At 60.3% G+C, this 12,404-nt stretch carries 8 protein-coding genes; 1 reads left to right on the top strand and 7 read right to left on the bottom strand.

What is annotated here, in order from left to right; genetic code table 11:
• Window positions 1-54: 54 nt before the first annotated feature.
• The 6 genes from NCR98_RS23325 to NCR98_RS23355 form a co-directional block, all read right to left on the bottom strand.
• Complete coding sequence (locus tag NCR98_RS23325; protein ID WP_250527472.1) at window positions 55-912, bottom strand: DUF4123 domain-containing protein; 858 nt, start codon at window positions 910-912, stop codon at window positions 55-57.
• A 91-nt stretch (window positions 913-1,003) separates the two neighbouring features.
• A complete protein-coding gene (locus NCR98_RS23330) occupies window positions 1,004-3,358 on the bottom strand; it encodes a type VI secretion system Vgr family protein (protein ID WP_250527473.1) in 2,355 nt (784 codons plus the stop codon).
• Between the two features lie 439 nt (window positions 3,359-3,797).
• Window positions 3,798-4,829, bottom strand: coding sequence for an alpha/beta fold hydrolase (locus tag NCR98_RS23335; protein WP_250527474.1), 1,032 nt, complete (start codon window positions 4,827-4,829; stop codon window positions 3,798-3,800).
• A 152-nt stretch (window positions 4,830-4,981) separates the two neighbouring features.
• Window positions 4,982-6,232 (bottom strand): acetamidase/formamidase family protein, encoded by a 1,251-nt coding sequence (locus NCR98_RS23340; protein ID WP_250527475.1) that lies wholly within the window; start codon window positions 6,230-6,232, stop codon window positions 4,982-4,984.
• 24 nt (window positions 6,233-6,256) lie between these two features.
• Window positions 6,257-7,831, bottom strand: a complete 1,575-nt coding sequence (locus NCR98_RS33365; RefSeq protein WP_284503553.1) for an amino acid ABC transporter permease/ATP-binding protein — start codon at window positions 7,829-7,831, stop codon at window positions 6,257-6,259.
• Window positions 7,832-7,850: 19 nt separating this feature from the next.
• Entirely contained in the window at window positions 7,851-8,732 is an 882-nt protein-coding gene (locus NCR98_RS23355) for an ABC transporter substrate-binding protein (protein WP_244831832.1), read from the bottom strand.
• A gap of 301 nt (window positions 8,733-9,033) precedes the next feature.
• Between NCR98_RS23355 and NCR98_RS23360 the strand changes: the two genes are divergently transcribed.
• Window positions 9,034-11,394, top strand: coding sequence for an acetamidase/formamidase family protein (locus tag NCR98_RS23360; RefSeq protein WP_250527476.1), 2,361 nt, complete (start codon window positions 9,034-9,036; stop codon window positions 11,392-11,394).
• A gap of 23 nt (window positions 11,395-11,417) precedes the next feature.
• On the opposite strand, the gene NCR98_RS23365 is transcribed toward NCR98_RS23360, so the two are convergent.
• Entirely contained in the window at window positions 11,418-12,323 is a 906-nt protein-coding gene (locus tag NCR98_RS23365; RefSeq protein WP_250468054.1) for a LysR family transcriptional regulator, read from the bottom strand.
• Window positions 12,324-12,404: the final 81 nt, after the last annotated feature.

Consider the following 12,404-nt stretch of genomic DNA (forward strand, 5'->3'; position numbering starts at 1 on the left):
AAGCACGTATCAAGAACACAAGTCACGGAATCCATACGGCAAACCCGTAACCGCTCAACTCTCCGCCGCCTGTTTAATCACGTCACGAGTAAGTCCGCTCAAAGCCTCCCGATACGATATCTCGCCGTTTCGCGCTCGTTGCAGACGCTCCTGAATCACCGGATGCTCGTCGAAACGAGGCGAAAGCACGATGCCCTTCGAGACGTAATTCAGGAAGTCGTCTTTCTCTCTTAGACGATAGCGGCTGGCTCGTTCGAGTTGCTCGGTGACAAGCAGGTACAGCGCGAAATCGCTCTTCTCGTCGAGCCTCACGCCATACATTTCGCGCAATTGCATCGCGAGTTTGTCCGCATGGCCAAGCGCAAATAATCGCGCGTGCTGATCCGACGACAGAAGTAATGGCGCATCCGCTCGCGCTGGCTTCGAAGCCCCATCGCTCCGCCAGACGATCTCGCCTTGATCGCGATCTCGAAACCAGATTTCCCTGCAGGGCGCGATAAAACAATATGCCTGCTCGTCGGTCCAGACGCTTCGAATACGCGCGAGAATGCGGTTGTCGTAAAAGTGCAGAAAGTACTCGCGCTTGTCGGGTATCGCGTAACGCGTGTAGTGTTTCAAATGCTCATCCAGCTCTGTCAACGAAAGAGGTGACCAGATCCAGGTGAGCATGAATCCCGAGGCGCCTTCCATCCAGATGCGTCGAGCAAGTCGGCCCGCCAGCTCTTGCGGCTCGTCAAGCGCCAGGCGTTCGACATGAATCAAATACGGTGCGATATCCGTATAGGAGTCGAGCACGGAACCATGCCAAAGCGAAGTCCAAGCGAGGCCTTTTACTTTCGGCAATAGCTTGTCGATTCCCGGGCTGCCACGAGTATCCACGAGCAGATATAGATTGACGGATTGCTCGTGCATGAACGAATCGAATTGAGCCAGCAGCCGATGTCGCCATTGCTCCCAATCCATATCGGCATCTTGCGCGGAAGGTGTCGCGATCTTGTTTCCATCACGCCACCTCGGTCATTGCTTCGACGCCGCGGTGCGCATCCATCAGACACTGCTTGCACGGGCCAATCGGCATTTCGGGCATGGGGAGCGACAGATTGCCGGGGCCTGACCAGTTGAAGCTGCCGCACTTGAGCAGAATGCTGCCTGGTGCGCCCAGTTCGATGTTGCCGCCTTCAATCTTGATATAAGCTCCGCCGCTCGTGAGCGTGAGCGCGCCTTTCGACTGTGCCGTAACAGCGCCGTCGATGCTGTTGAAGTGCATGTCCTTCGACGCGGACAGCTCCATGCCGCCTGTGCGTGCATGAACCACGATGTCCTGCTTGGCAGCGGTCAGCCGCATGCCCTGAGACTGCGCAAAGAGTGACACCTGGCGACCTGCTGCCACCGTGAAATTGCGCATTACGCCAATATCGGCGTTGCCACCGGCAGTAGCAATCAAGTTTTGGTCTGCATTCAACTGCAGGTGTTCACCCGACGTGATCCCGATGCCCGAAGGGCCGCTCATGAGCACGACGGACTGTTTGAGCCCGTCGAGTGCGTCGCTAAAGAGCGCTTTCTGCTTCTGCAGGTCAGCGACTACGGCTTCGGCCGACTGCACAGCCTGGTTCAGCAACTCGATGCGCTCGATCGCGCGCTTCAACTGCTCTTGCGCCGCAGCCATGTCGAGTTGCGCGCCCGTAGCTTTCCTTCGCATTTCGGCCGTCAGCAGCAGACCCTTTCCGCCTCTCACCGCTATATGCTCATCCGAGCGTAACTCTGCGCCGCGACCGCGCTCCTTGCGCCCTTCGTCGACCATATGCCCGAGATTGAGCTCGCTGGTCTGATACGGCGTGGTCAGGTGGATATGCTCGACCCCCGCCTTGTCCTCCATGCGCAACTCGTTCTCCGCAGCCGAGCGGATAATATTTCGCGTGTGATTGAGGTTATTGACGAGGTCCGGATTGAGGCTGTCATGCAACGCGCCTACGATGATTGGTCTGTTTGGATCTTGTGCCGTAAAAACCAGCGCCACCTCGGTTCCGTCGATCAGCGGCATGTGATGACCGTAGTTAGGTCCCGCATACGGCCGTGCCATCCGGATAGGGCGACTGCGTCCACCCGGACTCCACTCGTCCAAATCGAACGGCATCTTCGTGACGTACAGGCCCTTCTCCGTGAGATAGCTGTACTTGTACTTGCCTGGAGAATCTATCCGCGCGGGAAGAGTTCCTGCGATCTTCGGTCGCTCGATCTTGTCGATGCTCGTGCGCCATCTCCGATCCGCGGGAATCGCCCGGAAAGCGCACCAATACGACGTACCGCGTCCACCTCCGCAGCGTACCGACGTGACAAAGAGACCATGCGGCGCGTCCTTCGGATTCACGTCCAGACGCATTACCTCACCTGCCTCGAGGGAGAACGGATTGCCTCGACCTGAATAGCTGATCTGCTCCGCCAGATGCGCCTCATGACGAATCAGCGCAATCGTCTTGCCTTCTTCTTGCGTCTCGTAGTGTTCGCCCCAATGGTTGTCCACTCCATCAGTGGTTTTATCGGCAGGCGCGGCATTGGACTCGACTAGCAATGAGACATCCGCTTGCCGATGGTTGTAATCGTCGAGCTGAATTGCTTCGGGCACGCGCCGGGTGATCGTTTTGAGCGAACGAAGCGATTCAGCACCCGCGCTTTCCAAACCGGAATGAAGACGATAAGGAACGACGCGCTGTTTGCGCGCGTAGGCATCGAGATCGTCGCCGAAAATCATGGCGGTACCATTGGACTTCTGCTCGAAGCGAAACCACAGCCCTTCCTCTGCGCAAAGTCGCTGAATGAAGGCGAACGTCGTCTCGTGATATTGAGTCACGTACTCGCGGCGCTTGTATTTGCCGCGAAGCTTCATAAAATCGAAATCCACGCCAAAGCGATAGCCGTAGTGGCGCAATGTATCGGTGATGATTTCCACGACGGATTGCATCTGGAACAGCCTGCTTTTGCGGGCGCGGGCGAGATCCGCGATCCTGGGTACGAGCACGACGCGGTAACGCGTCTCGTCGGCGGACATTCCGAGTTGCTCAAAGCGGCAGATCATCCCGTGCGTGACGTACGACTTCGGCATCTTGCTAAAGTCCTTCCAGCGCTCACCGAACATTCTTTGCAGATACCCTTGATCGGGATCAACAGGATCGATGGTAAATGTCGCTGGTCGGCCGACGACTTGGTCTATTGGAATATCGGCGACCGGGCTCGTGAAATCTATTTGATATTCATAGAGCTCACTGACGCTCGCTTTGCCGGAAAATCTAAGCACGGAGACGGGAAAGGACTGCGGCTTGAGTTGTAGCGTATAGGCCTGACTTGGCAATACCATCGACATCTAAATACATCTCCTATGAATCTCTTTTGATGCGCGCGAAATTTCGATCCAGCGTTTCGGCATCCTGATCGCACTGCGTAGTTCTTTGCCATGAGATCGACGAATTGCTAGTCGAACTCAATTCAGGCCAGTAAGGAATTGTTGCCGAAAAAATCGCTGCTCGTGCGCAGCCAATCTCTCCGCAATGCGATGCTCGACTATAAGAATTTCTGCAGATTCATCGACTTAACAAGCCATTCGGATATCGATGCAGTATTCTATTTTTAGGAGTTTTCTGATGACCCAAAGGGCTTTCTCGCTGATACATCGGCCACATCTTTACCGAGGCTGCAGTCAGTCACGCGCCCAAAGAAGGCCGCCGTCAAAGCTTCCACCGACGGCGGTCATGTGACTTCCTAACGCGATCCTCGCACGCGCGCCATAACAGGCAACACTCGTCTCACAACTTCGTCACCTGCAACATCGCATCAGCAAACTCCCTCGGCGCTTCCTGCGGAAAGTTGTGTCCGACACCCCCGCCCAGCGTGCGATGCACATACTTGCCCGTGAACTTCTTCGCATACGCAGCAGGTTCGGGATGCGGCGCGCCGTTGGCATCGCCTTCCAACGTGATGGTGGGCACGGAGATGGTCGGTCCTGCCGCAAGACGCTGTTCGAGCGCGTCGTATTGCGCTTCTCCCTGTACAAGCCCGAGCCGCCAGCGATAGTTATGAATGACCACCGCGACATGGTCCGGGTTCTGGAACGATGCGGCCGAGCGTTCGTACGTGGCATCGTCGAAATTCCACTTCGGTGACGCAAGCTGCCAGATCAGCTTGTTGAAGGCATCGCGATTGGCCGCATAACCCAGCGCGCCACGCTCCGTCGAGAAATAGTACTGATACCACCACTGGAACTCCGCCTTGGGCGGCAGCGGCTTTTTGTTCGCCTCCTGACTGCCGATGAGATACCCGCTCACCGACACCAGCGCCTTCACGCGCTCCGGCCACAATGCAGCGATGCAATCTGCCGTGCGCGCACCCCAGTCGTAACCACCGAAGATGGCCTGCTCGATCTTGAGCGCATCCATGAGCGCGACGATATCCACCGCTGTCACGACCTGTTGACCGTTGCGCACGGTATCGGCGGAAAGGAAGCGCGTGGAGCCATAGCCACGCAGATACGGCACGATCACGCGATAACCGGCCGCGGCCAGAATAGGCGCAACCTCGGCATAGCTGTGGATGTCGTAAGGCCAGCCATGCAGCAGAAACACGACCGTGCCATTGGCGGGCCCGAGTTCCGCATAGCCGACGTTGAGCTTGCCCGCATCGATCTGCCTGATCGGGCCAAACGATGCGCCCGCGCTCGTCGCTTTGACAGTGGACGATTGCGCCTTCGCGAACGTGCTGAAGCCGAAGTCCGCAAGGGCGACGCTTGCAAGCGTCGTCCCAAGCATAAGACGACGCCGTTGATTGACGGGTTCTGACATGACCAGACCTCCTTATCGATTGGTTCGGGAATTTTCGTGGGTCCACTTGAAGAGTGGCCTCGACGGTTTTATATCCCAGCCGATCAGGAGCGATGTATCTCAGTGTATCCGTCCATTCAATCTACACATCGCGATTCAAAAACGCGGAATACTCAGCGCTTTTTGTAGTTTGCAAACACGTCTTTGCGGATGGAGCCATGCACGCCCCAGTTCGCATCGACAACCTGCGTCACGCCGAAATCCGCCGCCACGGACATGAGCGCGATGGCCTCGTCTTCGCTCAGTCCATGAACCGTCATCAAGAAGCGCCGCAGTTTGCGAAAGGCATCGCGCATGGCACGGTCGAGGCTCGCGTGTTGCGCGACTTCGAGTTGCGCGTTGGCGCCGAGTTCGGCGAGATAGTTCGGAAACGTGAAGCCATACACGGACCATTGCTGATCCGTTTCGAGCAGCGGATGCGTCAATCCTTCGAGCAACGTGCCTTCGAGATCCGCCTGCTTGTGCAGGATGAATTCGAAGTCACCCGTGAGCGACGTTTCAATGGCCGTGCCGCCGAGTTCGCTGTCGCCCTGCGCCGCGTGCGGATCGCCGACTGAAAACAGCGCGCCCGCAACGGCCACCGGGTAATACATCTTCGAACCCTTGCCAATACGCCAGTCGTCGATATTGCCGCCGGTATAGCTCGGAGGAATCGAGCTGACATAGTCCGCTTCGGCGGGCGCCACGCCCATGGTGCCGAAATGCAGCCGCGCCGGCACGCGTATGTCGGGCAGGATGTTCTCGCGCTTCTTCACCAGCCGATGATCCACCTGCACGCCAGGATAATCGATGGTCGCATGCACGATGCCGTCCGGGTCGGTCTGCGGCGTCCACACATAGTTGTAGACGGCGCGCGCATACGGCTCGCCGGAAGTATCGAGTTCGAAGATCGTCACGACTTCGCGCGGCTTCGGCTCCTCGATCAGATCGTGATACTGAAAGCCCCACGACGCCGCCACGTTCGAGCCGAAGCATTTGCCCGCATGACACGCGTTGCAACTCGGGCGCGGCCGTACATCGAGGATGCGCACTTCGAGTACATCGCCGGGTTCGGCGCCTTCTATCTCGACAGGCCCGGTCAGCAGATGCACGCCGACGCCTTCGCCATCGCCCAGCTTGAAGGGACCTTCTGTCGGGCCAGCGCCGCGCCGCGATACGCCCTTGTGCTCGCGCGTCCATTCGAACACGCTCTGCGCGCCGGGGTCGCCCGCGACCATGCGCTCGTGGTCGTCGTTGGCATGATGCGTCAGCGTTTCGATGGTGGCGCGGTCGCCTGACTTCAGCGTGAGACGCGGCTCTACCCGTTTGCTGAAGTATCCCCAATGCACGGTGGATGATGAAACGGGCAGCGTGTAATGCTTCATTGAATCGTCCTCGGCTTTAGGGTTTTAATGCACCGTTTCGAGCGTGCTGCCCGCGCCCATCACGTTGAGAAAGCGCGCAGTCAGCGGATGATGCGGATGCGTCAACACCTGATGCGCCGGTCCTTCCTCGACCACCGTTCCACCGCTCAAGAACACCACGCGGTCGGCCACTTCATCGGCGAAGCGCAACTGATGCGTCGAGATGATCATGGTGAGGCCGTCGTCGAGCGCGAGACGGCGGATCACTTCGAGCACTTCGCCGACCAGTTCGGGATCGAGCGCGGATGTCGGCTCGTCGAGCAGCAGCACGCGCGGGTTCGGCGCAAGCGCACGCGCTATGGCCACACGCTGTTGCTGGCCACCCGACAGATGACGCGGCAAGGCATCCGCGCGATGCACGAGGCCCACGCGTTCGAGCAAGGCATCGGCGCGACGGTTGGCATCGGCGAGCGTTGCGCCGTGCACCCATACGAGCGGCAAGGCAATGTTCTCGCGCGCCGTCAGATGACTGAACAGATTGAATTGCTGAAACACCATGGCGACGCCGAGACTCGCACGTTCTCGCGCCAGCTCGCGTGGATTCATTCGCCGCCCGTCATCGCGAAAGCCGAGACGCCGGCCGCCCACGCGTATCTCGCCTTCGCTCCATTGCTCCAGATGATTGATGCAGCGAAGCAGCGTGCTCTTGCCCGAACCGCTCGGCCCGAGCAACGCAACGACTTCGCCGGAGCGGATGTCGAGGTCGAAGCCATTCAGCACGGCCTGTTCGCCGTAACGCTTGTGAACGCCACTGATCTGCACGGCCACGCCGTTGCGGGCCAGCGTGTCGTAGCGGCGCGCGCGTTCGGCAGCCGTGATCGGCGCGAAGACGGGCGGCAAGTCGCCGGGACTCGCGGGTTTCGGTGCGGGCGCGGGTTTGCGTCGTCCCCAGAAACCGCCGCCCGTGCTCGCGCGATCCAGATCGAGCGCTCGTTCGATCATCAACTGAATCGCTGCGATGGCGCCCGTGAGACACAGATACAAAAGCCCCGACGCGAAGAAGATCGAAAAGAAGTCGAACGTAGACGATGCAAGCTGCGTGCTACGCAAGGTCAGTTCGCCGACCGAGATCACCGACGCCAGCGACGAGTTCTTCAGTGCGCTGACCGTTTCGTTGCCAAGCGCGGGGATCATCGAACGAATCGCCTGTGGCGCGATGATTCTGCGCATCAGCACGCCCGGCGTCATGCCGAGCGCCTGCCCCGCGAGTGTTTGTCCGCGATCCACGCCGAGCACGCCCGAGCGGAATATCTCGGCGATGAACGGCGCTTCGTTCGCGGCGAGCGCGAGGCCCGCCGCGCCGATCGCGCTCAATTTGATGCCGATATGCGGCAAGGCATCGTAGGCGAACACCAGTTGCAGAATCAGCGGCGTGCCGCGAAAGATCACCGTGTAGCCGCGCGCGATCGCCGCGAGCGGCCCGATACGGCTCAGTTGCATGGCCGCGAGCACGAGTCCCAGCACGAGGCCGCCCGCGAGTCCCAGCAAGGTCACGGCGATCGTGAAGCGGATGCCGTCGAGAAGATACGGCAGGCCGAGATAGTGAAGGAACAGGTCCATGAGCCGATGCTTCCCGTGCTTACTTCGCGACGATCAATTGCGGCGCGGCTAGGTTCTCCACGCCGAGGCCCCACTTCTTGAGCAAGTCCGACTGCGCGCCGCTCTTCTGAATGGCGACGAGCGCGGCCATCACGGCATCGCGGAAATCAGGCTTGTCTTTCGGCACGCCGATACCCACGAAATACGGCAAGGTCACCGCCGTTGCTTTTTCGAGCTTGTCCGGATACGCCTTGACGGCCTGATCGACCGTGTTCACGTCGTTGATATACGTATCTGCGCGGCCGGCGAGAATGGCCTGGATGCAGTTGGCGTTGTTGTCGTAAAGCTGCACGGTGGCTTCCGGCTTGCCTGCCGCCTTGCATTGCGGCGCGAGCGCCTGAACCAGCGGCACTTCCACGTAGCCGGTGTTTTCAGCGGCGGTCGTGCCGCACATCGACGTGTTGATGCCGGTAATTTTCTTGGGGTTGCCCTTCGCGACGAGCACGCCGTCGAACACCTTCGAATACGTGATGAAATCGGCGGCTTTGGCGCGTTCCTCGGTTGCGTAGATGTCGGAGATGACGATGTCGGCCTGACCGCTCTGCAGCGTCGTGAGCAACGCGGCGAAGGTGACGGGCTTGTACGCCATCGTGAAGCCGAGACACTGCGCGATCATCTCGCCCAAGTCGATATCGAAGCCGACGTACTTGCTCGGATCGTTCGGATCGAGCGCTTCATAGCCCGGCGTGTGCGGATTGATCGCGTTGGTGAGCGTCTTGCCCTTGAACTGTGGATACTTCGCCTGCAACGCGCTGCATTCGGCGGGCGAAGCGGCGTGTGCTTGCCCCGCGAACGCGAACAGCGACGCGCACAAAGCGCCGAGCCACACGCGAGCTAAACGGCCCATGAGATTCCTTTGCATCGATACGCTCCTGGCGGCTCTTGACCGCTGATGACGATTGACTTGCGATGCCCCGAGCGTAGGCGACCGAAATCCCGCTAACTTGTCTGGCTGCGCACAACTGCTGGTCCTCACGTGCACGCTCGTCCAAGAACCGCTTTCGCCGGTACCGCCGTGTCGCGCGCGAGTGCATGCATGCGCCGCGATGGCGCATGCATGCACTGTGGTTCGGCACGCCTTGCATCGCGTCGCCGCATGGCCGCGATGGCGCGGGAGTTGCTTTTCCAAAGCGCGTCTTGCCTGCTATTCGTGGAGTTTTCGCTTGAACCTGTCGCGCTTCACCACCGAGTCGTATCCCGAGTTCGAACGTCGACATGAATGGAAAGCGGCGCTCGCGCGCCTGGGGTGGCACGGCAAGATAGAAGGCGGCGAACGCGGTCTTCAAGGCACGCTGACATCGCGTGTATCGGCGGGCGGCATCGAGTTCACGACGATCGCCTCGGCCGCGCAGACGCTAGAACTGAGCGCCGATCAAAGCGGCAGTCTCATGCTCGTATTGCTGATCGATGGCGACGCCACGCTCGTCGCCGACGGCCTGCGCGAACGCGTGAGCCCGCATGACCTCGTGTATGCGGCATCGGGACAAAGCGCGTCACTGATCTTCGCGGGGCGCTTTCGCGCCTTTATCGTGCGTGCGCCGAAGAGCGCGATCAACGCGCGCTTGCTCTCGCCGCTTTCGTTGCGCGTGGCGCTGCTGCCGGGCGCAACGGGCATGGGCCATATCTTTTCGGGCTTCTTGCGCTCGGTGGTCGAGAGCCTCGAGACCTTGAGCGCCGATGAATTGCGTCCCACCGAACTCGCGCTCGCGGAAATGCTCGTCGCGTGTCTTGCGGGACAGGAACGCAAGGGCTCGTTCAACGGACTCACGCCGTCGCAGGCGGCGCTATTCTCGCGGCTATGCCGCTTCATCGAAGCGAATCTCGCCGAATCGACCTTGAGCGTCGCCACGCTTGCAAAGGACGAGCGCGTGTCGCCACGCTATGTGCAGAAGCTTTTCGAACTCGCCGGACAGAGCTTTTCGACCTATGTGCGCTCACGCCGTCTTGAGCGATGCCGCGCGGAACTGGCCGATCCGCTCTCCGAGAAAGTATCGATCTCGGACATCTGCTTTCGCTGGGGCTTCAACGACCCCGCGCATTTCAGCCGCGTGTTTCGCGAACGTTACGGCGCGTCGCCGCGCACCTTCAGGCACGAGGCGAGCCTTGAAATAGCGCGTCATCTGGTGCGAAGTCTCTCGCGCGGCTTGCCGGTCAATGCGGCGAGCCTGATCGCGCAGGCGCGTCAGGATCATGCGGGCGATACGCTCGTCGCCGTGCGTGAAGAACTCGATGCCGTGCATATCGAACTTCGGCTCGGACGCGACAAGCCGCGCCATCATCTGCTGCGTGCAACGGCAAATACCGTGCATTGGGGCTATTTCAGCCACGATCTGAAGCCCGTGCTCGAAGTACAGAGCGGCGACACCGTGACCGTGGAAGCGCTCACGCAACATGCCGCGGATGATTGGGATCGTATGATCGCGGGCGATCCCGGCGCCGAGAGCGTGTTTCACTGGACCGCCGAGCGCAAGAACGTGGACCGGCGCGGCGCGGGACCGATGAACGCATCGATCTACGGACGCGGCGCGGGCGAAGGCTTCGGCGTGCATATCTGCACGGGACCGATTGCCGTCACGGGCGCGGAGCCGGGCGACGTGCTCGAAGTGCGGATCGTCGATATTCATCCGCGCCGCTGCGCGAACCCGAAATATCATGGCCGCGCATTTGGCAGCAACGCCGCCGCGTGGTGGGGCTTTCACTATCGCGAGCTCTTGACCGAGCCCAAGCCTCGCGAAGTCGTGACCATCTACGAGCTTCATACGGATACCGAACGCGTCGACGAGAGCGCCTATGCGCGCGCCGTCTACAACTATCGCTGGACGCCGCAACGCGATCCGTTCGGTGTGATGCATCCGATCATCGATTATCCCGGCGTGCCTGTCGATCATTCGACCGTCGTCGAAAATCACAACGTGCTGAAGAACGTCACCATTCCGGTGCGGCCGCATTTCGGCGTGATCGGCGTCGCGCCTCGCCAGAACGGTCTGATCGATTCGATCCCGCCTTCGGCCTTCGGCGGCAATCTCGACAACTGGCGCGTGGGACCGGGTGCAAGCGTGTTTCTGCCAGTGGGCGTGGCGGGCGCGCTGCTTTCCATCGGCGACCCGCATGCGTCGCAAGGAGACTCCGAGTTGTGCGGCACGGCTATCGAATGCTCGCTTACGGGCGACTTCGAACTGATCCTGCACAAGAAGCACACGCTCGCCTCACAGCCCTTTGCGGACCTCACGTATCCGCTCGTCGAAACCGCCGACGAATGGGTGTTGCACGGCTTCAGCCACGCCGACTATCTCGCGGAATTCGGCACCAGCGCGCAGAGCGAGGTCTATCAGAAGTCCACGCTCGATCAGGCCATGCGCGACGCCTTCATCAAGACGCGCCGCTTTCTCATGTCGACCAAGGGACTGAGCGAAGACGAAGCGATCTCGTTGATGTCGGTGGCCGTGGACTTCGGCGTGACGCAAGTGGTCGATGGCAACTGGGGCGTGCACGCGATCATCCGCAAGGCGCTTTTCACGGATTAGCGCTTATATATGGAGCGCCATCGTTACTGAACCGCCTCGGGCTCCTCGATCGCCCGCGTCAACAATTCGACGAACGCCACCACCGCTTGCGGCAAGGTGCGTCCCGCCATCGTCTGAATCTGCAAGGTGCGCTGATGCAGTTCGGGATTGCTGATGGGCACGGCCGCCATATCGTCACGCTGCAAACGGCTGCGCACGGTGAGGTAGCCGGTCAGCGTGATGGCGTCGGTGCGTTGCACGAAACTCTGCAAGGCCATGTGATAGTTCGCGATGAACACCGGCTCGAAGACGAGCCCTTCGAGACTGCACGAGATATCGAATAACTGACGCAGCGTCACGCCCTGGTTATGCATGGCCATCGGCCATTCGTGGAGATCGGCGAGCGAAACCGACTCGCGTGTCGCCAGCGGATGACCACCGCGCATCAATGCGAACACCGGCGCGCGCTGCGCATAATGCACGTGCACGTCCTTCTCGGGCGCGACGCTGAAGCACACCGCGACATCGTGCGTGCCTTCTCGCACGCGCTGTGTGGCGACCGATGGCGGCGATACATCGAGTTGAAACTGCGCACGCGGATGCGTCTCCAGAAACCGCGCAAAGGCTTGCGGCAAGAAATCCGGCGCCACGCCTTCGGACGCGGCGACGCGTATCGTCACGCGGCCGCCCGCGCTCAAATCGCGTATTTCATCGATCACGCGCTCGTTTTCCAGATGACTGCGGCGCGCATGATTGGCGAGCAAGCGCCCGGCATCGGTCAAGACCATGCCGCGCGGACGCCGTTCGAATAGCGGTGTGCCCATCTGCTCTTCGAGCTTCGCCATCTGCCTGCTCAATGCCGATACCGCCACGAACAGCCGCTCCGATGCCTTGCTAAGCGAGCCGCTTCGCGCGATTTCGAGGAAGTAACGCAACGCCGTCTCGTCCATTTCCGCCTTCTCGTTCCGCTTCGGGATAACCCTCGATTTGCCTTTTGGGCAAGGGTTCTTGAGAAATATTGTAATTGTCCA

This window comes from Caballeronia sp. GAWG2-1 (genome assembly GCF_023631405.1).
In the GTDB taxonomy this organism is placed as follows: Bacteria; Pseudomonadota; Gammaproteobacteria; order Burkholderiales; family Burkholderiaceae; genus Caballeronia.

What these genes read in the sequence shown, in the direction of transcription:
- NCR98_RS23325 (WP_250527472.1), bottom strand. Translation starts at nt 912, where the DNA reads ATGCACGAGCAATCCGTCAATCTATATCTGCTCGTGGATACTCGTGGC.
- NCR98_RS23330 (WP_250527473.1), bottom strand. Translation starts at nt 3,358, where the DNA reads ATGTCGATGGTATTGCCAAGTCAGGCCTATACGCTACAACTCAAGCCG.
- NCR98_RS23335 (WP_250527474.1), bottom strand. Translation starts at nt 4,829, where the DNA reads ATGTCAGAACCCGTCAATCAACGGCGTCGTCTTATGCTTGGGACGACG.
- NCR98_RS23340 (WP_250527475.1), bottom strand. Translation starts at nt 6,232, where the DNA reads ATGAAGCATTACACGCTGCCCGTTTCATCATCCACCGTGCATTGGGGA.
- NCR98_RS33365 (WP_284503553.1), bottom strand. Translation starts at nt 7,831, where the DNA reads ATGGACCTGTTCCTTCACTATCTCGGCCTGCCGTATCTTCTCGACGGC.
- NCR98_RS23355 (WP_244831832.1), bottom strand. Translation starts at nt 8,732, where the DNA reads ATGCAAAGGAATCTCATGGGCCGTTTAGCTCGCGTGTGGCTCGGCGCT.
- NCR98_RS23365 (WP_250468054.1), bottom strand. Translation starts at nt 12,323, where the DNA reads ATGGACGAGACGGCGTTGCGTTACTTCCTCGAAATCGCGCGAAGCGGC.